Genomic DNA, 21,035 nt, shown 5'->3' with positions numbered 1-21,035 from the left:
CAAGAGTGAAGAGTGGCGCGCCCGTTCGGGGCGCGCCACTGGATCACGTTGATCGTTTCACAATTTCTTTACCTGTCAATCACGTTTATGTTGAAGATGTCCCCAAAAGTTCGACCTCGGCCAGGGTGCTCTCGCCGCCCTCCGGCGTCAGCCGGTAGTGCCGGTACGCGCCCGGATGCCGCACCCCGAAGACCCGGGTCTGGCGGTCCCAGGAGAAGGACTCGCCCACCCGCCGGTCGACCTCCGTCCAGGTGGTGCCGTCCTTCGAACCCTCCAGGACCCAGCCGCCCGGCGCCTTCGCCCGTTCGGCCGAGGTGAGGGTGTACGAGCCGACCCGCGCGGCCGACGGGACCTCCAGGGCGGCCGTGGTGAAGGAGGCGTACGTGGCCGAGGTGTCGTCCGTCAGCGGGGAGCCGCCCTGGGCGGTCACATCGCTCCGGGGCGCGGGCACCTTGTCGTCGTGGGTGAGGGACGAGGGGCCGGCGCCGCGGCCGGTGCCCCAGTCCGAGGGGCGGGGGCCCATGGCGAATTCCAGCGTCCCGCCGTCGGCGATCGCGGAGTGCGGCAGGGCCGTCGAGTTCCACTTCTTGCCGTTGACCCGCAGCCCCTGGACGTAGACGTTCCGGTCGCTGTTGCGGGGGGCCTTCACCACGATGTCGCGGCCGTTGTCCAGATGGACGGTGGCCCTGGTGAACAGCGGCGACCCGATCGCGTACTCGCCGCCGCCCATCACCAGCGGATAGAAGCCGAGGGCGCTGAAGAGGTACCAGGCCGACATCTCGCCGTTGTCCTCGTCCCCCGGGTACCCCTGGCCGATCTCGCTGCCGAGGTAGAGCCGGGACAGCACCTCGCGGACCTTCGCCTGCGTCTTCCAGGGCTGCCCCGCCGCGTCGTACAGATAGGTGATGTGGTGCGAGACCTGGTTGCTGTGGCCGTACATGCCCATGCGGACGTCGCGGGCCTCGGTCATCTCGTGGATGACGCCGCCGTAGGAGCCGGCGAACTCCGGCGTGCCCGTCTCGGGGGTGCCGAAGAACGTGTCGAGCTTCTTGGCCAGGCCGGCCCGGCCGCCGTAGAGATTGGCCAGGCCACGGGTGTCCTGCGGAGCATGGAAGGCGAAGTTCCAGCCGTTGGTCTCGGTGTAGTCATGGCCCCAGACGCGGGGGTCGTACTGCTGGGGCGTGAGCCGCCAGCCGCCGGCCGCGTCCTTGCCCTGGAAGAAGCCGATCCGGGGATCGAAGAGCTTCACATAGTTGCGGGCGCGGTTCAGGAAATAGGCGGACTCGTCCTTGTAGCGGGCCTTGTGCGTCCTCTCGTACAGCGCCTCGCCCATCCGGCCGAGCCCGAAGTCGTTGAGATAGCCCTCCAGCGCCCAGGACATGCCCTCGCGGGTGGCGGTGCTCGTGTAGCCGAGGAAGACGGAGGTCTCCATGCCCTTGCGGCCGACGCCCGGGTCCGTGGGGGCGACCGTGGCGTTCTTGAGCGCGGCCTCGTAGGCGGCCTCGGCGTCGAAGTCGACGCCCTTGGCGTAGGCGTCCGCGAAGGCGACGTCCGAGCTGGTGCCGGTCATCAGGTCGGCGTAGCCGGGGGAGGACCAGCGGGAGATCCAGCCGCCGTCCTTGTACTGCTGGACGAAGCCGTCGACGAGCTTTCCCGCGCCCTTGGGGGACAGGAGGGAGTACGCGGGCCAGGTGGTGCGGTAGGTGTCCCAGAAGCCGTTGTTGACGTAGACCTCGCCGTCGACGATCTTCGCGCCGGTACGGGTCGGGGTGGTCTCGCCGACGGGCGCGGAGAAGGGGCTGGCGTAGCGGTGCTGCGGGCGGCTCCGGGTGCCGGTGTTCTCGAAGCCGGAGTTGGGATACAGGTAGAGGCGGTAGAGGTTGGAGTAGAGGGTGGTGAGCTGGTCCCGGCTCGCGCCCTCGACCTCGACACGGCCGAGGACCTCGTCCCACGCGGCGCGGGCGCGGTCGTGGACGCGGCCGAAGGAGGTGCCCTCCGGGATCTCCTGGTCGAGGTTGGCCTTCGCCTGGTCGACGCCCATGAGGGAGGTCGCGATCCGCAGCGTGACCGTACGGTCCGGGCCGGGCCGGAAGCGCAGATAGCCGGTGAGGTCCTGGCCGCCGTGGTCGCCCTTGAGCTTGCCGCTCGCCGTGACCGGCGCGTCGAAGACGCCGTACACATAGAGCCGGCCGGCGCCGACGGACAGCCCGCTCTTCACATCGGACCAGCCGGTGATCACCCCGTGCTCGGGGTCGAGGGTCAGCCCGCCCCGGTCCTTGACGTTGTCGAGCACGACGCCGGCGTCCTCGCCCGGATAGGTGAAGCGCATCATGGCGGCGTGGTCGCCGGGCGCGATCTCGGCCTTGAGGCCGTTGGTGAACGTGACGCCGTAGTAGTGCGGCCGGGCCGTCTCGTCGGAGTGGCGGAAGGGCAGGGCGCGGGCCGCGCGTCCGGCGGGCGGGACGCCCGCGGCGGCCGACGGCATGATCTGGAAGGTCTGCCGGTCGCCCATCCAGGGGCTGGGCTCATGGCTCGCGGCGAGGGCCTGGAGGGTGGGGAGGTTGTCGGCGTTGTTGCCGGCCGCGTACTGGTAGAGCCAGTCGGTCGACCCGGCGTTGGTGACCGGGGTCCAGAAGTTGAAGCCGTGGGGGACGGCGGTGGCGGGGAAGGTGTTGCCCCGGGAGAAGCCCGAGCTGGAATGGGTGCCGCGGGTGGTGACCGCGTGGTCCGCCGGATGGGCCGGCGGGCGCTCCGCGGGCGCGGGCGCGAGCGAGATGTCGTCGACCCAGCCGCGGAACTTCGCCGGGCCGGCGGGCGCGTCGTAGGCGATGAGCACGCGGTCGACGGTCTTTCCCGCGGCGACCGCGCCGATGTGCGACTCCCGGTTGTTCCACTGGTTGGCGTAGAGCGTCTTCGCCTCGGCCTGCCCGCGCGGGGTGAGCGGCGCGCCGTACTGGTCGAGGGCGCCGAGGTCGCTCAGATAGGTGCCGTCGGTGAAGGCGAGGTCCACCGCGACATGGGTGGCGGGATAGCGGGGGTCGGGCTCCGGCATCGAGGGGAAGATCTTGTACGCCAGCCGGGTCCGGCCGGTGACCCGGAGGTTTACCTCGAAGACCTTGTTGTACGAGTAGCCACGGCCGGCCGCCCGGTGGGTGCCCCCGTAGCGCAGGGAGTGGGTGCCGGTGAAGCCGACGCGCGCCTTGGCGGTGGGGGAGCCCGTGGGGCCCCGGTCGACGCGGCTGCGCATCTCGGGCGGCGGCGGGGCGCCGGTGTCCCCGGTCGCCAGCTGGACCTCGGCCAGCTGGGTGAGGTCGGCGCCGCCGTTGCGGGCTATATCGAGCCGGTAGTGGCGGTAGGGGGTGGTGTTGACGAAGGAGAACTCCCTTGTCTGGAGGCGCTTTTCAAAGCTCTCGTCCTTGCGGGTGTCCAGGGCGGTCCAGGTGTGGCCGTCCTGGGAGCCCTGGAGCGTCCAGTCCCGGGGGTCGCGGGCGGGGGCGTCGTTGGCGGAGGTCAGCGCGTACCGTACGGTCTGGACGGGCTCGGCGACGTCCAGTTCCAGCCAGGGCGTCCGCTCGAAGGTGAGCCACTTCGTGGTCGGCTCGCCGTCGACCAGGTTCTCCTTGGTCTCACCTGCCCCGCTGTTCTCCCCGCTCGCCCGGACGGCGGTGACGCGGTCCATGACGCTGCCGGGGATGCCACTGGTGTCCTGGCCGTCGACCCCGGCGGAGCGCTTGCGTCCGGTGGGGTCGGTCTCGACGGTGTCGGTCCAGTCGGGCCGGGGCTCGCCCGCCTCGAAGGAGGAGAAGAAGCGCTCGGCGGGGGCGTTGGCCCGAACGGCCGAAGCGTTCACCGCGGGGGCCCCTTGGGTGCCCTGAAGGCCCGTCAGCATCACGGTGGCGGCGAGGAGTGCCAGGGAGCGCGTGAGGTTACGCCGGCGGTGCAGGGGGCGGCCGGAGGGCCGGTATCGCTGTCCGTGCCGCATGCCATGCCTCCCAAGGAAACTGACAACGTTGTCTCCTGTGTCGCGCAGAGATAAGTAGTGCGTGAGACGCCAGTGGTGTCAAGGGTTCGGAAGTTGGTGTCGCGCGGTGGGAGCCCCCGGTGGCGATCCGCCGCGGAGGTGTTCCCCGAAGGCGCGGGGACGCTCGGAGGAAGGCGCTCGGGGGAAGTCCGGGGAGGCCGGCGGAACGGGCGTGGGACAGTCGGCGGAACGGGCCGGAGCAGTCGGTGGAACGGGTACGGAACAGCCGGCGGAACGGTCGGTGGAGCACTCTACGGACCCCTGCGGACCGCCCGGCGAAACTCCGGTGGGGAGGTCTCAACTAGGGAAAGACTGACGGGTAAAGACGCTCCCGATCTTGCCCAGTTGATGGAGCGTGGACTATACCTGTCGCACATCCGGGACGGTCGCAGGCCGCCGCGGCGGATCCGGGGGAGAGCGGTGGACGGACAGGTCACACTCGAAGCTCACCGAACCCGGTGCACACCCAGCACACCAAGCTTCAACTGACCCGCGGTGTCGGGCCCTTCGTCGATGGAAGTTCACAAGGGGAGACCGCCACACCGCCTGAGTCCTGGAGAAGGCGAGGACTTGAGCATGGGATCCACCTCGGAGTTCGGTCGGCGTGACCTGATCAAGCGGGCGGTGGCCGTGGGCCTGATCGCCGTCCCGTCGGTGAGCGTCCTGACCGCGTGCGCCAGCGGTGACAGTGGCGACAAGAGCGACAAGGCCGACAAGGGGCAGAAGACCGGGAAGAACCCCCTCGCCGTCAATGAGACGGCGGCGCTCGACGTCGTCATCTTCGACGGTGGCTTTGGCCAGCAGTACGCCAAGGACGCCGAGGCGGCGTACCAGTCGGCGTTCCCCAAGGCCCGGGTCAAGCACGGGGCCACCCAGGAGATCCAGACCCAGCTGCAGCCCCGCTTCAACGGCGGCACCCCGCCGGACCTGATCGACAACTCCGGTGCCAAACAGATGGACATGGGCACCCTCGTCGGCAAGAAGCAGCTGACCGACCTCAACGCCCTGCTCGACGCGCCGTCCATCGACGACCCGGCCAAGAAGGTGCGCGACACCCTGCGCCCGGGCGTCGTCGAGATGGGCCGCTTCGACGGCGAGGAGACCTGGATCCTCTATTACGCCTACACGGTCTACGGCGTCTGGTACTCCCGGACCGCGCTGGAGAAGCTGGACGCGCGGTACCCGGAGACCTGGGACGAGATGCTCGCGCTCTGCGAGAAGGCCAAGAAGAAGGGGATCGCCGGCTGGACGTACCCGGGCAAGTACCCGTACTACCTGCCCTTCAGCCTCTACCCCTTTATCGCCAAGATCGGCGGCCGTGAGGTCCTCGACCGGATCGACAACCTGGAGCCGAACGCCTGGAAGGACCCCGCCGTCAAGGCGGCCTTCGAGGCGTACTACGAGCTCTACAAGAAGGGTTACATCCTCAGAGGCACCCCGGGTCTCACCCATATCGAATCGCAGACCGCGTGGAACCAGGGGAAGGCGCTCTTCATCCCCAACGGTTCATGGGTGGAGAATGAATCCAAGAAGACCACCCCGGCCGATTTCAAGCTGGCCGTGGGCGCCCCGTCCAGCCTCGACGCCAAGACCGACAAGCTGCCCTTCGGCACCATCTGGGCCTCCGGCGGCGAGCCCTTCATCGTGCCGAAGAACGCCAAGAACCCGCAGGGCGGAATGGAACTGCTCCGCATCATGCTGGGCAAGAAGTCCTCGCAGAACTTCATCAAGCAGGTCTCCTCGCTCACCTCGCTCAACGGCGGGACCGAGGGCCTGACCCTGCCGCCCGGCCTCGCCTCCTCGCAGGAAGCACTCACCAAGGCCGGGCGGAACGTGGTCAATCCGCGGATCCAGGACTGGTACGTCGCCCTGCAGAAGGAGAAGATCGGCGTCGCCGCGATCGGCGAGATGATGGCCGGCCGGATGACCCCGGACGAGGCCATCGCCAAGATCCAGAAATTCTCGGACGAGACCCGCGAGGACAGCTCCGTCAAGAAGTACAAGCACAAGTGAGCCGCCTTCGCCGGCGTGGCGAGGGCCCGGGGCACGCGATGCCGGCGGTGGTGGGACCAGGGGTGGCAGATCGGGGTCGGTGGTAATGCAGCACGGAAAGTACCGCTTCATCGTCGGGTTCCTGATCGTGCCCCTGGCGATCTACGGGATCTTCGTCATCTCGCCGTTCGTCCAGGCCATCTACTACTCCTTCACCGACTGGACGGGGCTGAGTCCCGATTTCGAGGTCGTGGGCTTCGACAACTACCGGAAGATGTTCCAGGACGATGTCTTCTGGAAGTCCGTGGGCCACAATGTGCTGCTCCTTCTGGTGCTGCCGCTGGTGACCCTGGGACTCGGCCTCTTCTTCGCCTTTATGCTCAACGTCGGCGGCAGGCGCCGGAAGAACGCCGCGGTCGCCGGCGTCCGCGGCTCGGGCCTGTACAAGGTGATCTACTTCTTCCCGCAGGTCCTCTCCATCGCCATCGTCGCGCTGCTCTTCCAGTTCGCCTACAACCCCAACAGCGGGGCCCTGAACTCCTTCCTCAAGGCGATCGGCCTGGGCTCCGTACAGCCGGACTGGCTGGGCGACCCGCAGCTCGCGCTGTGGTGCGTGATGGCGGTGATGGTGTGGAGCAACGTCGGGTTCTACGTGGTGCTGTTCTCGGCGGGCATGAGCTCGATCCCCAAGGACTTCTACGAGGCGGCGCTCCTCGACGGCGCCAACCGCGTCCAGACGTTCTTCCGGATCACGCTGCCGCTGCTGTGGGACACGGTCCAGACCGGCTGGGTCTATATGGGGATCATGGCGCTCGACGGATTCGCCGTCGTCCAGATCATGACCGTGGGGCCGGGTGGACCGGACTACTCCACCGAAGTCCTCGCCTATTTCCTCTACACCAAGGCGTTCCGGGACGGCCAGGCCGGCTATGCGACGACGCTCGGTGTGGCGCTGCTGATCGTCACCATGATCTTCGCGGGCGTGGTGATGAAGCTGGGGCGGCGCGAACGGCTGGAGTTCTGATGGCGGGGCGAAGTCCGGCCGGGCCGGTCCACTTGATCATTTCTTACTCGATCGGCCTGGGGGTAGCACCGTGACCGCGACCGCGCCGGAAGGGCCCGGGGAACTGCCGGGCGCCGATTCGCCCCTGCCGGGCGTCGATTCCCCCAAGGGGCGGCAGGGGAGCGAGGGCGGCGTTCTCAACGTCTTCTCGCACGGGGTGCTGATCCTATGGGGGCTGATGGTCACGCTGCCCTTGCTGTGGGCGGTGATGAGCTCCTTCAAGGACGACAAGTCCATCTTCACCTCGCCCTGGGCGCTGCCCTCCAGCCTGCACCTGGACAACTGGTCGCGCGCCTGGTCCCAGGCGCACATGAGCGACTACTTCCTCAACTCGGTGATCGTGGTCGCCGGTTCGCTCTTCGGCACGATGCTGCTCGGGTCGATGGCGGCCTATGTGCTCGCCCGGTTCGAATTCCCGGGCAACCGCTTCATCTATTACCTCTTCGTGGGCGGGATGAGCTTCCCGGTGATCCTCGCGCTGGTCCCGCTGTTCTTCGTCATGAAGAACATGCAGCTGCTGGACACCTACCACGGCCTGATTCTCGTCTACATCGCCTACTCGCTGCCGTTCACCATCTTCTTCCTGAGCGGCTTCTTCCGTACGCTGCCGAGCTCGATCGCGGAAGCGGCGGTCATCGACGGTGCCTCGCACACCCGGACCTTCTTCCAGGTGATGCTGCCGATGGCGAAGCCGGGGCTGATCAGCGTGGGCATCTTCAACTTCCTGGGCCAGTGGAACCAGTACCTGTTGCCGGCCGTGCTCAATGTCGGCGACGAGGATAAGAAGCTGCTACCCCAGGGCCTGGTGGCGCTGGCCGTCAGCCAGGGATACAAGGGCGACTGGTCGGGTCTCTTCGCCGGGCTCGTCATCGCGATGCTGCCGGTACTGGCGGCGTACATCGTGTTCCAGCGGCAGGTGCAGGCGGGGCTGACGGCGGGGGCGCTGAAGTAAGGGGTACGGTCCGGCCTCACCGGTCGCACTACGGCCGGTGGGCCCGTTCACCCGCTCGATGCTCGTATTCATGCCCAATTCCCCAGGCCGCCCGACCGGAACCGGATCGACCGTGAGTGCATAAATTCCACGGGCTTTCGCCCCTGTGAGTGACTGTGCTCATCGGGTGGGTGCAGGCAGACTCTCCTCCCAAAGGAAGGGAGGATTGTCATGCCGCAGAAGCCCCCCACTATCCGCCAGAAGCGCCTCGGAGCGGAGCTCCGGAAGCTCAGAGAAGCCGCGGGTATGTCGGGTGAGGAGGCCGCGGAAGCACTGGAGTGCGGCCAGGCCAAGATCAGCCGGATCGAGACGGGCACCAACGGCATCCGTCCCTTCGAACTGCGCGGGCTGCTGAGCGCCTATGGGGTGACGGACCCGAAGCTGATCGATTCCCTGGTGGACATGGCCAAGGAGGGCCGGCGGCAGGGCTGGTGGAACCACTACGGCAGCACCCTCCCGGGCATCGCCGATCTCGCGCACCTGGAGGCGAAGGCGGTCACGGTCCAGGTCTGGCAGACGGTCCTCGTCCCGGGCCTCCTCCAGACGCCCGACTACATGCGCGCGCTGTTCCGCGGCGGCCGGCACGACTACGACGAGACGGAGGCCGAGCGCTGCGTCGAGGCCCGCACCACCCGGCAGGCCGTCCTCGACAAGCCGGACGCGCCCGAGCTCACGGCCCTCGTCTACGAGGCGGTGCTGCGCGCGGAGGTCGGCGGACACGAGGTCATGCGCGGCCAGCTGCGGCACCTCGCGGACCTGGCGGAGGCGGGGCGGGCCAGGATCCGGGTGATGCCGTTCAGCGCGGGGGTGCACGGCGGGCTGGACGGCCCGTTCGTCCTCTACGGGCTGCTCCCGAGCGGGATGGACGTGGTCATAATGGACAGCCTGGCGGGTGCGGCCTACCTGGAGAAGGACGAGGACGTCCAGCGCTACCGGGCGCTCTTCGACACGCTGAGGAACGCGGCCCTGGACCCCGCGAACTCACTGGAAACGCTCAAAAAACTGGCGGTCGGGCCATGAACCACTGCGGGCGGCAAGGGGTTCCCGCCCCCGCCCGGTCCCCGGCTCCCGTTCCCGACCCGACCTCTGCTCCGGCTCCGGACCCTGTTCCCACCGCGGAAGACCCTCCCGACGGGACGCCCGTCTGGCAGCGCTCGTCCTTCTCGGGCAGCGGTGGCGGCTCGGAGTGCCTGGAGGCGGCCGGTACCCCGGACAGCCGCTTCTACTTGCGCGAGAGCGACCGGCCGGTGACGGTGCTGACCTTGTCTGCGGGGGTGTGGTCCGCGTTCCTCCGGTACGTACGCACGCGGGCAGCGGAACTCGCCCTCTGTGCAAGGAATCTGCCATGAAGCTTGCACGGTGGACCGCCGTCTCGGGTGTGATGACAGGCGGTCGCGTTCGGTAGAGCATCGCCCGTTCGCCGTCGGACGTGAGGTCGGCTATCGGAATAAATCAGTTGATCAAGGTGCCTAATTTTCACTACACTTAGTCAACAGGTGAAGACGAAATGTAATGAAAGGCGATGTCAAGGTGAGACTGTCTCGAATAGCTGCGGTGGTCACAGCGACCGCCATCGCTCCGGCCGTGCTGCTCGCTTCGTCGGCCTCTGCGGACACCGCGGCTTCGGCCCTGTCCGCTCGGTCGGCCCAGGTCGCCGGGCAGCAGGACGAAGAGCCTGCCGGCACGGACCAGCAGGCGGCGAAGGACAAGGCTGAGATCCTGCGCACCATCAGTCTTGGGGGATCTTCGGTCAAGGAAGCTGGTAAGGCCGCGCTCAACGGCACTGCCGCTGAGATGAGGAAGTTCCTCGAGACGGGCCAGTTCGAGGCCCGGGACGGCGACAACAGGGTTGAGGTCTCGCGGGTCATCTACTGGTCGGGCGGGCGCGGAGTGAAGGAAGCCGGTGCGGCGGCCTTGAAGGGGACCCCGGAGGACCGGGTCGCCTTCCTTGAGCGGGGGCAGTACATGGAACGGGACGACGACAACAGGATTCTGGTCTCGCGGATCTTCGGCCAGGGAGGCCCCTCGGTGAAGGAAGCGGCCAAGGCGGCTTTGAAGGGTACTCCGGCGGATCGGATCGCTTTCCTTGCAGACGGCCAGTACACGGCCCGCGCGAAAGACAAGTAAAGCCTGGGGCTGAAGGTCGGACAAGCCCACTTGGAGCCCCGACGGATCTGTCGGGGCTCCAAGCCCGTTGCTGTCAGACCGTGATCGGTCTGGACTTCTTGCGGCTGCGGGTCAGCAGCTTCACGCCGGGTTTCTCCACGTACTCGTGCACGAGCACCGCGCCGACGAAGGACACCGCAAGGAACAGGCCCAGGTGCAGGGTCAGGGGAACCTTGAGGTGGTGGGACTTCAGGAAATGGTCGAGGCTGAAGATCACGATCTCGTGCACCAGGTAGAAGGCGAACGAGACCTCACCCAGGTACACGTTGATCCGGTTCCTGAAAGGAGACGGCTCTCCCAGCGCGTCGGCGCGCGCGGCCGCGGCGATGGTCAGGGTGTACGGGATGACGGTGTCGGCGGCCCAGTGGAAGTCGAAGGGCATGACGTGCGTCGGCCCGAGAACGACCAGGACGGCGAGCGCGAGGCTGGCGGTCAGCCCGGGGCCACGCCAGGCGCCGTTCTTCACCAGCAGGGCGACGGCGATACCGATCACGAATTCCATCAGCCGTGTGGGCGGGAAGACGTAGAGCAGGAACTTGGGGTCCAGGTCGGCTGCCCGCTCGATGGACTTCATGTACAGCGGGGCCAGGATGACGCCCAGATTCCCTACGACCACCGTCGCCCACAGTCCGCGGTGGGAGAACCGCCGGACGAGCTTCACCACGAAGGGGAACGAGAGGTAGAAGAGGAACTCACAGCTCAGTGACCAGGAGACACCGTTGTAGCCGAACCACCAGTCCTTCCGGTTCGGCACCCAGGACTGGAGCAGCCCCAGGTTCGCCAGCGCGATACGGGGGTCGAGTTCCTTGCCCATCCAGACCATCGTCAGCACGGCGACGCAAAAGGTCGCCAGATGGCTCGGGTAGATACGGGCGAAGCGCCGGCGCCAGAATCCGGTGACGGTGTCACGGGGGCGTGCCGACCAGGCGAGCACGAACCCGGAAAGGATGAAGAAGAAGGACACCGCGGAGGGGCCGGCGTAGACGATCTCCTTCAACCTGAAGACGTGGAGCGAGGTGCCGGTGGACGCCTCCTCGTAGGCGAAGTGAAAACAGGCGACGAGTAGCGCCGCGTACCACCGCAGACCAGTGAGCGAGTCCAGGCGCACCCGTGAGGCAGGGGGCCGGTCGGACTGCTTGATGGTAGGGGTGGGGGTTATCAGACTCACTGTCAGCTATCCCAGGTGACGAGCAGGCGAAATCCCGTGACGTCGGTTGCGTCGTAGGGCCTTGCGAGGGCGTGGCGCGGCCATGAAGGTGCGATCTCCAGGGCTCGCGAAGACGCCTGGGTTCCGCCCGACGTGCGTCGGGCGGAACAAGGTGATATAGGGCATGGCCGAATCGGCCCAAGACGGGCGTCGGCTGTGGAACGAATGGGCATGAAGCGCTCATCTTATAGGCTAGATGGTCACTGCATGAGACATTGCAGTCACAGAATTCCAGGGGTCATGGCCCCTGCACGTCGGGAGACGGACGCCTGGTCACCGTCACTGCCGCGTGACGCGAACCTCTGTCACGCTGCTGCCCTCGGGGCCCTAGATCCGTACCTTGTGCCCGGGTTCGCCGACGCCGGTGGCGAAGGTGCCTTGTTCGCTCCAGCCGCCGTGGCCGGTGCCTCCGTTGTTGATCCAGGCGTTGACGACGCCGTTGTCTTGGAGGGTGAGGTAGTCGGCTTTGCCGTCGGCGTTGATGTCGGCGAAGCGGACTTTGTCTCCGGGTTCGCCGACGCCGGTGGCGAAGGTGCCTTGTTCGCTCCAGCCGCCGTGGCCGGTGCCTCCGTTGTTGATCCAGGCGTTGATCACGCCGTTGTCTTGGACGACGAGGTAGTCGGCTTTGCCGTCGGCGTTGATGTCGGCGAAGCGGACTTTGTCTCCGGGTTCGCCGACGCCGGTGGCGAAGGTGCCTTGTTCGCTCCAGCCGCCGTGGCCGGTGCCTCCGTTGTTGATCCAGGCGTTGATCACGCCGTTGTCTTGGACGACGAGGTAGTCGGCTCGTCCGTCGCCGTTGATGTCGGCGAAGCGGACTTTGCTTCCGGGTTCGCCGACGCCGGTGGCGAAGGTGCCTTGCTCGGTCCAGCCGCCGTGGCCGGTGCCTCCGTTGTTGATCCAGGCGTTGATCACGCCGTTGTCTTGGACGACGAGGTAGTCGGCTCGTCCGTCGCCGTTGATGTCGGCGAAGCGGACTTTGCTTCCGGGTTCGCCGACGCCGGTGGCGAAGGTGCCTTGTTCGCTCCAGCCGCCGTGGCCGGTGCCTCCGTTGTTGATCCAGGCGTTGACGACGCCGTTGTCCTGGACGACGAGGTAGTCGGCTCGTCCGTCGCCGTTGATGTCTATCCGGTAATCCCCGGGCGTCGCCTTACGGGCAGGGGTTCCCGGCTTGATGTCCACACGCTGCTTTATCCAGCCGTCGGCCGCCGCCTGAGCCACCCCGTTGTAGAAGGCGTCCGCCATCTTGACGTAGCCGCTGTCCCGGGGGTGGAGGTCGTCGTCGAGGTCCTGGGTGGTGACGGCGCTCATATCGACGAAGCCGATGTGCCGGCCCTTGGCCTTGCGCTCTGCGACCAGCTGAGGGATCACGGCGTTGAACCGCTCGATGCGCTGCTGGGTTCCGGCGTCCTTGGAGGGGACGAGCGAGGAGACCAGTACGGTCATGTCGGGGGCCGCCGACGTTATTTTGTCGACGAGTTCCCCAAGGCGTCGGGGGGCCGTGTCCACCTGATAGTCGTCGTGCATGTCGTTGGTGCCGATGTGGAGCAGCACCGTGTTCGGCTTCGCCGCCGGGAGCCATCGGTCGATGTTGGCGGACAGACCGCCGATCTTCCAGCCCCAGTGCCCCTCATGATCGGGATCCGGCAGCTTGCCGTTCCGCAGGGACCCCACGAAGTCCAGATTGCTCGTATGCGGAGCGAGCTGACTCCACAGGTCGTCGCGGTATCCGGCGCCGTTGGAGCTGCCGGCGCCATGGGTGATCGAGTCGCCCAGAGGCATCACGGCGAGCCGCGGCACCTTCCAGTTCTTCGCGAAGGCGTCGGGAGCCGCCGCCAGAGCCGCCGCCGGTCCGCCGCTGGTGCTGGGCCTCGGCGACGGTACGGGCGCTTTCGCGGTGGCGGCGGCCGCGAGGGGGGCACCTGTCGCCAGTGCGCCGACCGTCAGTGCTGTGGCCAAGGCGCACCGGGCCAGCCGAACCGGGGTGCCGGGACGTGATTCCCCGGCATGGTGGTGAGATCTCTTGAACAAAGAAACGTCTTTCTGCCATGTCTGCTCCGGGCAACCGGAATCAAATGCTCCACCGTGACGGCGTCATGGACTCCTCAGATGGACCGAGCGGGTTGATTCCGGCCGGGGCAATGCCTGCGCGGCTGAGGGGCTTGGCACGGCTCGAGCCGTGCCAAGCCCGTTCGGAAGCTGTTGTCGATTCCCGGACAGCGGTCCGGGGCGACGGCCGGGATCTCCCGTCGATGTGTCCCGAGGCCGCCGACACGGCCCGTCTTACTGGAGGAGGAGATCGACCTCGCCATGCGTACCGGCCGTGTCCACGGCCGGGTAAAGGCCGAGGTTGCCGTCGTTCCAACGGACCAGGACGTCGGCGGGACGGTTGTTGGCGGCGAAGGCTCCTGCCGTAACCGACAGGGTGTTCTTCCATGCGGAATCGACGGGACGGAACGGGATCTCGTCGTGGAACGGCTTGGCCGAGGGGGTCACGCCCGGGAAGATGCTGGCTGCACCGTTCTTCCAGCGGATCAGGAGGTCGGAGGTCGCCTTGCCGGTGAACTCACCCGCACTGATCTGCGCGATGTAGGTTCCGACGGGCAGCGCCTTCTGCAGCTGGATCTCGCCCTTCAGCTTGTTCGTGCCAAGGTCGGGGAAGAGCGAAATGGAGCCGTCCTGCCAGACGACGAGCACGTCGTCACGCAGAGCGTTGCCGGTGTACTTGCCGACCGCGGTCAGCTTGGCGTATTCCTTCCAGGTCGTGTTGGCGGGCCTGAGCTGCTCTTCCTTGCTGAACCCGTTCTGGTCGACGTGGGAGAACCAGGTGACCTCGCCCGATTCCCAGCTGACCATCAGGCCGTCGGAACCACTGCCGGCGAAGTTGCCGCCCGAGACGGTCTTGGCGCCCTTCCAACCGCTGCCCGAGATCTTGTGCTCGGCGGTGAAGGGGTACTTCGGGTCGTTGTTGTCGGCACCCTGGAAGAGGCTGGCCGAGCCGTCCGCCCATGTGACGAAGAGGTCCATGTGCCGGCTGCCGCCGGGCGCGCCGCCGGTGAAGTAACCGGGGACCAGGTGCTTGGCGTCGGTCCACTTCTTGCCCTTGAGAAGGTCCCGGGGGGCGGTGGTGGTCTGGATCCAGGCGGCGATGTCGTCGACGCGGGTGTCGGTGGCGCCCTTGCGGGTCTCGGCCTCGTCGGTGCCGAAGCAGCCGGCCTGCCCGGAGGTGCTGTGGATGCCGGCCAGTTCGTAGCGGCCGCCGATGTCCCGGAAGGCGGGGCCTCCGGTGTCGCCCTGGCAGAGCACCGCGTCGTCGGACTTGCCGGAGAGGCCGAGGGAGGTGTCCTTGACCGATCCGACAGTGAACTTCGCGTAGTGCAGACGGTCAGGCACCCACTCGTCCTTGGTGCGCCCGTAACCGGAGGCCCACAGGTCCTCGCCCGGCAGCGCGGCGTTGGAGCCGACTCCCACGGGAGCGACGCCGGGGACCGGGGTCTCCAGCCTGGCAAGCACCAGATCACGGTCCTCGCGCGGAACGAGCTCGACGACGTTGACGACACTTCCGGCATCGCGCGTGAGATCGGTGCGCCCGACGGTGGCCGTCGTCTTCAACTTGGGCGCGCCCGCGGCGACCTTGAACCCCTGGGCCGGATTGTCGGCGAAGCAGCTGGCGGCGGTGACCAGCCACTGCTGCGCGATCAGCGCGGCCGAGCAACTGCGCTGTCCGGCCCCGATGTCGAGCTTGGCAGTGAAGGTGTAGGTGCCGTCCTTGGCCGCCGTGCCCACGACGGCGTCGGCGGAAGTGGCCGTCAGCAGGCCGGCTACGGCGGTGGAGGCGAGGAGCCCAGCGGCCATGGCTGCGCGGGGTCGTCTGGCGAACATGTGCTTTTCCTGTCTGGTTCTGAGCGGTTGAAGAGTGGCCCGGGAGGATCTTTCGATCAGCCGGTTACACGGAGCTCGACCAGGACCGTGGGTGCGGTCGGCGGGGTGCCGCCCGTTCCGACACCCTTGCCGTCGTTCTTGGGGACAGTGACGGTCTGGGTCTGCCCCTCGGCGGTGAGGCTGGCCCGAACCGCTACGTCACCGGTCATGATGTTGTAGACCTTGGGGATTTCCAGGGAGAGGTAGCCGGTCTTCCCGGTGCCGGTGACCTTGAAGCAGTAGAGGCCGCGCTCGGTCTGGCCAGGGTGATCCATCGAGGTCATCACCTGGATGTCCTTGGAAACCCTGCAGTCGGCCAGCAGGATGTGCCCGTCGCCCTTGCGGAGCGCGATGCCCTGCTCCTTGAGGATCTTCGCCGCGTTCGGGTACTCGAAGGTCTCCACGGCGGAAGGTAGGGGGGTCTCGTCCGGCCCGGTCGAGACCGCAGCTACAGAGGGTGTGCCGGAGGCGATTATGGAGATGGATCCGATAACGCCGGCGAGCAGATTTCTACGCGCGCGAGATATCACCAGAGAATCCTTCCAGGGGATATGCAGCGGAAATAGCTGTGCATAACGACAAGATAAAGTCGACGGCAAGAAACCTACCATGCCGTTTGATTTTGCTGTTGCTTGACCGAGTGTAGGGCTGTAGAGCCCTGCAAATAAGCGGGTTACCTCAAGTAGATAGATGTCATGTTCATGACGACCAAGCTGGGGGTGTCGCCCCTCGCTCGGTCGTGCAGGGGAAATTTTGGCCATCATCGACCGCCGGAGTCGATCAATGGGTCTATGCTCGCGGCGCCGAATGCCGGTGTTATGAAACTAGCGATAGAGAACTGATGTGAGATATAAACTCTCCTTGACGGGGGCCGAGAGAAGGCAAGGGTTCGGCAGACGTCTGCTGTGCCTGGCCTTGCTGCCCTTGTCCCTCCTCATGGGCCTGCTCGGAGCGGTCCCTGCCGCAGCGGCGCAGGATCCGGCCGCGTCGGACCGGGGTCGTGTGGTGGAGCTGTGGACGACGGGTGGCCCTTCGGTCAAGGCCGCGGCCGAGGCCGCGCTCATAGGTACCGACGAAGACGTCCGCAAGTTCCTCAGCAGCGAGAAGGACTTCGCCGAACTCAGTGACGAGCGCATCAACGCGACACGGATCTTCACCGCGGGTGGAGTGACCGTCCGTGAGGCGGCCTACAAGGCACTGCACGGTTCACGGGAGGAACTGCGCGCCTTCCTCAAGGACGGCTGGCGGGCTCCGTTCGAGACGGACATGCGGATCCGCACCACGCAGATCATGGAAGCGGGTGGCCCCGCGACCAAGGAGGCCGCCCAGACCGCGCTGCGCGGCTCGATCGACGACATCCGGAAGTTTCTCGACTCGGGCCAGTACTCGACCCGGGACAACGACGACCGGCTCAAGGTCACCCAGATCATGAGCGCGGGCGGTCCGGCGACGAAGGAAGCCGCGAAAGTGGCGCTGCGGGGCTCGGCGGACGACGTCCGCGAGTTCCTGGCAGTGGGGCAGAACGTCGCCCTTTCCCGGGATCAGGAACGGGCGACTGTTGGCCAGTTGGCTGAGCGGGCCAAGACCGCGGGTGCCGTGGCCAAGCAGCAGACCGACGCGGCCAAGGACGCCTCCAAGCGTGCGGTGAAGGCTTCCGAGCTGGCCAAGGAGCAGGCGAAGACGGCCGCCGAGGAGACCCAGGCGGCGGGCAAGGACGCCGGCCGGGCCGCGGGCGCCGCAGGGCGTGCGGCGGACGCGGCACAGCGCGCCGCATCCGCCGCGCAGGAAGCGATCGAAGCCGCGCAGGCCGCCAACTACGCTGCCCGGATGGCTGCTTCGGCCGCTGCCAACGCCGCGGCCGCCGCTTCGGCCGCCGCTGCCGCCGCCTCGCGGGCCCGTGACGCGGCAGCCGGCGCGGCGGCGAATGCCGGCATGGCTTCGGCCGCGCGACAGGCCGCCGAGGACGCCGACGCCGCTGCCCAAGCGGCGGAGACTTCCGCGGCGGCCGCCAAGCAGGTGGAGATCGCCGCGAAGGAGGCCGGCGCGGCAGCTGACGCCGCCGCCGGTGCCAGCTCCAACGCCGACGCTGCCGCGGATGCCGCCGACGAGGCCGCCGGTTACGCCGGCGGGGCGAGCGCCGAAGCTTCCCGGGCCAAGAGCTGGGCGGCGACGGCACGCAGCCAGGCCCGTGAGTCGCGTCGGGCCGCCACTGCGGCACGGGACCTCGCCTACGCGGCCGCGAGCGCCGCGGGAGAGGCGCGCGCAGCGGCCACCAGCGCTGCCGGGCACGCGAGGAAGGCGGCGACCGCCGCGAGGGAGGCCGCGAAGCACGCGGGCGAGGCGGCGACGGCCGCGAAGGAGTCCACCGCCCACGCCAAGGCGGCCAAGGAAGCGGCTGACCAGGCGACCGACGCGGTCGAAACGGCCAAGAAGGTCCACGACGTGGCCACGAAGGTCGAGGCCGAGGGGCTCAAGGCCAGGACCGCTGCCGGCATCGAGCAGGCCAGGGCGGAGAAGAACGTCCAGGCCCTGGGCAAGGATGCCGCGGACCGAGCCGAAAAGGCCACCAAGGACCTCGACGAGGAGGCCGTGCGTCTGGCCGCCGAAGCCGCCAAGCCCGGCACGGACGTCAAGGACGTGGCGGCCAAGGGCCGCAAGGTCGCCGTCCTCGCGATGAAGACCCGCGGCCCCTGGAGCCAGGCTGCCGCCAAAACCGCGCTCACCGGCTCCGACGAAGCCGTCCGGTCCTACCTGCGCACCGGTTGGCAGCAGGCCGCGACGCAGGACGAACGCGCGCAGGTTCAGGTCCTCGCGGTCGACAGCGAATACGAAAGCCTCCGGAAAGCCGCCGCCGAGGCGCTCAAGGGGGACGCGAAGACGATCAGCGAGTTTCTGCGCACCGGTGGCTATGAGGCCGCGCGGACCGACTACCGGGTGCGGGTCACTCAGATCATGGGCAGTGGGGGCCCTGAACTCAAGAGTGCCGCCCAGACGGCACTGAGGGACGGATCGGTCGGTAAGCTCGTCGATTTCCTCCGTGAAGGTCAGTACGCCGCGCAAGTGACCGATGACCGCATCCGTGCCACTCAGCTGATGGGCAGCGGTGGTCCCGAGACGCAAGCCATGGCCAAGGTCGCCCTGCAAGGAACTGACGAGGCTCTCCACGAGTTCATCCAGGTCGGGCAGTACTCGACCGCCCGGAGCGACCACCTCACCGCCACGCACGTCGCCTTCGTCGAGCAGCTCATCGCCGAAGCCGCCGGAACCGCGGCCACCGCGCAGAAGGACGCTGCCGAGGCAGCCGTCGTCGCGGTCAAGGCCAACGATGCCGCCGACCAGGCCCAGCGCTATGCCGACGAGGCTCTGAAGGCAGCCGGCGTGGCGAAGGAGTTCGCCACCAAGGCTGATGGTTACGCGAACCAGGCCGAGACATCGGCAGCCGAGGCTGCCAAGTCCGCACGGACGGCCGACGCCGCAGCGACAGCAGCGGAGGACGACGCCGCCAAGGCCGAGTACTCCGCGACACGGGCCATGCTCTCCGCTGAACGGGCAAGCGGCTCAGCACAGGCGGCCTACGCTTCCGCCGGTGCGGCCCGCGCTTCGGCCGAAGCTGCAGGCAAGGACGCCGCAGCCGCCGAAGAAGCCCACCGAGGCGCCATCCATGCCTACGAAATCAAGGTCGCAGAGGCAGAGGCGCTGCGCCGTGCGCAGGCGGAGGTGGCCCGCGCATCCGAGGCCATGCTGTCGAACATCGAACGATGGCAGCTCGAGAACATGCGGCTGGCATTGTCGGACAATTCCAAGACCGGTTCCCCCAGCGCGTTCTGGCTCGGAGTCCAGTGGCTGACCGGAACCGGCAGGAAGGTGGACACCTACGGGCCGGGAGACAGGTTCACCAAGGAACTCCGCGGGGACCACTCGATGGACAAGGTCCGTGCTGAAATCCTTGAACAAATCAAACATAACGCGGAATCTGGCAGTGGTGATTACAATGTCTACAAATCTGAAGGTGTCGGCCGGTTCATTACCGACTTCGAATACCTGAGATCGGCCGGTCGGTCCGGGGTCATTCAGAATTGGTGGACCAATGGAAAGTACGGAACCGATACTTCCGTCTTCGTCGGAACGTACACCTATGACTTCCAGGTCCTCTCGCGCGATACTCGGACCGGGAAATCTGAAGTGAAGATCACTGTCACGAATCCGACTACCATCTCGTCCTTGACTCATCTCCCGTACATACGAGAGCCGATGGAGAAGTACGTAGGTGGACCGCTCGACCATCTGGCCAATAAGATCAACGGGCCGCTCCGGACTAAGACGCAGCAGGCAAGCTGGATCGAGACCCTGGATGCCCAATGAAGAAGATCGTGATACTACTGGCCGCCTTCGGTGCGCTACTGATGGCGGGTGTGGCAGCCTTCCTCTACCTGTACGAGCCGGACGGCTCGGCTGAACGGAGCGAGATTGTCGGCTCCTGGTACGGCAGTCGGGGAGCTCGGCTGACCTTCCGTGAGGACGGCACGCTTACCGCGGTCGGGGTTCCTGCTGGTTTCTCCGATGACCACGAGCCTGTCAATCCGTTCACCGGTGAGGGGACTTGGACGCTTGAGAAGAAACCTAAACTCGGCGACCAGGAGATTCACCTCTTTCTTGGCGACGCTGCCCATTCCACCGTGGGCACGTGGATGGAGATACGTGGGAAGGGTGCCAGGGACGGGCTATGCATGCCCTTCAATGCGGACACCGTAAAGGGTTTCACCTTCAAGAGGTCCTCCTAGGGGGGTGATTCCGGGGTCAGTGACCGGATCTGGTACTCCCGGTCGAAAATGAAACACCTGAGGCGGTGTCCCGAAAGAGGGCGCCGCCTCAGGTGTTCTCCGATGTTTCCGTGCTTAGCCCGGCTCCTTTGTCAAGTCCCAGTCCGGGCCGGTAACTCGACTTCTGGTGCCAGGGTTTGAGTCGTTCGGGCGGAAGGGTGCCGCTGTGATGGCAGTCGGTCTGCAGGTCGGATGTTTTGGCCCTGAGTTAATACGGTGGATCAAGATGCCTGGCCGTCACTACAGTTGCCGGATCCATGAAGGTGAAGTGGTCATGAAGGATATGCCAAGGTGAAGTCATGAGGAAGTTTCTTGAGGACGGTCAGTTCGAGGCTCGGGCGAACAAGAAAGTCCTAGAGCCAAGGCCGCATGAACCCAACTGAAGCCCTGCCAGGAACTGGCAGGGCTTCAGTTTTGCCGTGAAGGCGCCGACGAGGCTCACTTGTCGGCCGGGGTCGGAGGGATGAGCGGCCGGCGGAGGTGCGTGCCTTGCCCAGCCTGCGTCCCGCCCCCATAGGCCGCCGATCAGGCTCTGGCCTCGTTCGCGGACCGGCGTACGAGCGATCTTGTCGTTCGGCCCCCTGCAGTGCGCGCCGCCGAGGTGCCGGTTCCCCCCTCACAGTGCTGTCCGGGCTCCGGGCTCCGGGCTTCTGGCCCCGGCGTCGCCTCAGCGAGCCGTCCCCGCCCCACCGCTTCCGTAAGGCGTCTTTCGTACCATAGGGGCCTCGATGTGGTTAAGGACCTTGACGGGGTCTCCCCCCGGCGGCTCAGCTTAGAGTTCATATGTTGTATGGATGGCCGGGTCCCAGAGTCGTGGTCCGGTCGCGGGGACGGCCGGCGTGCCGTGTCCGGTCTAG

General features: G+C 67.0%; 13 protein-coding genes. 8 read left to right on the top strand and 5 right to left on the bottom strand.

Annotated features, from left to right (window positions below):
• Positions 1–85: 85 nt before the first annotated feature.
• A complete protein-coding gene (locus AF335_RS15820) occupies positions 86–3,982 on the bottom strand; it encodes a GH92 family glycosyl hydrolase (protein ID WP_228772860.1) in 3,897 nt (1,298 codons plus the stop codon).
• Positions 3,983–4,597: 615 nt separating this feature from the next.
• On the opposite strand from AF335_RS15820, the gene ngcE reads away from it, so the two are divergent.
• From ngcE to AF335_RS15790, 6 genes are all read left to right on the top strand, one after another.
• Positions 4,598–6,034: an N-acetylglucosamine/diacetylchitobiose ABC transporter substrate-binding protein gene (ngcE, locus tag AF335_RS15815; RefSeq protein WP_102919025.1), complete on the top strand. Its 1,437-nt coding sequence runs from the start codon at positions 4,598–4,600 to the stop codon at positions 6,032–6,034.
• Positions 6,035–6,119: 85 nt separating this feature from the next.
• Positions 6,120–7,037: a carbohydrate ABC transporter permease gene (locus AF335_RS15810; protein ID WP_102919024.1), complete on the top strand. Its 918-nt coding sequence runs from the start codon at positions 6,120–6,122 to the stop codon at positions 7,035–7,037.
• A 124-nt stretch (positions 7,038–7,161) separates the two neighbouring features.
• A complete protein-coding gene (locus AF335_RS15805) occupies positions 7,162–8,028 on the top strand; it encodes a carbohydrate ABC transporter permease (protein WP_228772871.1) in 867 nt (288 codons plus the stop codon).
• A 210-nt stretch (positions 8,029–8,238) separates the two neighbouring features.
• A complete protein-coding gene (locus AF335_RS15800; protein ID WP_102919022.1) occupies positions 8,239–9,087 on the top strand; it encodes a helix-turn-helix domain-containing protein in 849 nt (282 codons plus the stop codon).
• The gene (locus AF335_RS36625) at positions 9,084–9,416 is read left to right on the top strand and encodes a DUF397 domain-containing protein (RefSeq protein ID WP_102919021.1); all 333 of its coding nucleotides are present in this window, start codon (positions 9,084–9,086) and stop codon (positions 9,414–9,416) included. Before AF335_RS15800 ends, AF335_RS36625 begins: the two co-directional genes overlap by 4 nt.
• 163 nt (positions 9,417–9,579) lie before the next feature.
• Positions 9,580–10,194 carry an ALF repeat-containing protein gene (locus AF335_RS15790; protein ID WP_102919020.1) on the top strand — a complete coding sequence of 205 codons (615 nt, stop codon included), beginning with the start codon at positions 9,580–9,582 and terminating at the stop codon, positions 10,192–10,194.
• Positions 10,195–10,267: 73 nt separating this feature from the next.
• Here AF335_RS15790 and AF335_RS15785 read toward each other — a convergent pair whose 3' ends face one another.
• The 4 genes from AF335_RS15785 to AF335_RS15770 all read right to left on the bottom strand — a co-directional run bounded on the left by AF335_RS15785 (position 10,268) and on the right by AF335_RS15770 (position 15,762).
• Positions 10,268–11,401, bottom strand: coding sequence for an acyltransferase family protein (locus tag AF335_RS15785; RefSeq protein WP_170127707.1), 1,134 nt, complete (start codon positions 11,399–11,401; stop codon positions 10,268–10,270).
• 366 nt (positions 11,402–11,767) lie between these two features.
• Positions 11,768–13,396 (bottom strand): FG-GAP-like repeat-containing protein, encoded by a 1,629-nt coding sequence (locus AF335_RS15780; RefSeq protein WP_228772859.1) that lies wholly within the window; start codon positions 13,394–13,396, stop codon positions 11,768–11,770.
• A 324-nt stretch (positions 13,397–13,720) separates the two neighbouring features.
• Positions 13,721–15,319, bottom strand: a complete 1,599-nt coding sequence (locus tag AF335_RS15775; RefSeq protein WP_102919018.1) for a S1 family peptidase — start codon at positions 15,317–15,319, stop codon at positions 13,721–13,723.
• A gap of 56 nt (positions 15,320–15,375) precedes the next feature.
• Positions 15,376–15,762, bottom strand: a complete 387-nt coding sequence (locus AF335_RS15770; protein WP_102919017.1) for a hypothetical protein — start codon at positions 15,760–15,762, stop codon at positions 15,376–15,378.
• Between the two features lie 598 nt (positions 15,763–16,360).
• Between AF335_RS15770 and AF335_RS15765 the strand changes: the two genes are divergently transcribed.
• Both AF335_RS15765 and AF335_RS15760 read left to right on the top strand, forming a co-directional pair.
• Positions 16,361–19,720: an ALF repeat-containing protein gene (locus AF335_RS15765; protein ID WP_194963161.1), complete on the top strand. Its 3,360-nt coding sequence runs from the start codon at positions 16,361–16,363 to the stop codon at positions 19,718–19,720.
• Complete coding sequence (locus tag AF335_RS15760) at positions 19,717–20,139, top strand: hypothetical protein (protein WP_102919015.1); 423 nt, start codon at positions 19,717–19,719, stop codon at positions 20,137–20,139. The genes AF335_RS15765 and AF335_RS15760 overlap by 4 nt, the downstream gene beginning before the upstream one ends.
• Positions 20,140–21,035: the final 896 nt, after the last annotated feature.

Origin of the sequence: Streptomyces eurocidicus, assembly GCF_002891295.1 — a bacterium.
Taxonomy (GTDB): Bacteria; Actinomycetota; Actinomycetes; order Streptomycetales; family Streptomycetaceae; genus Streptomyces; species Streptomyces eurocidicus.
This window is presented reverse-complemented; position numbering and strand designations above follow the sequence as displayed.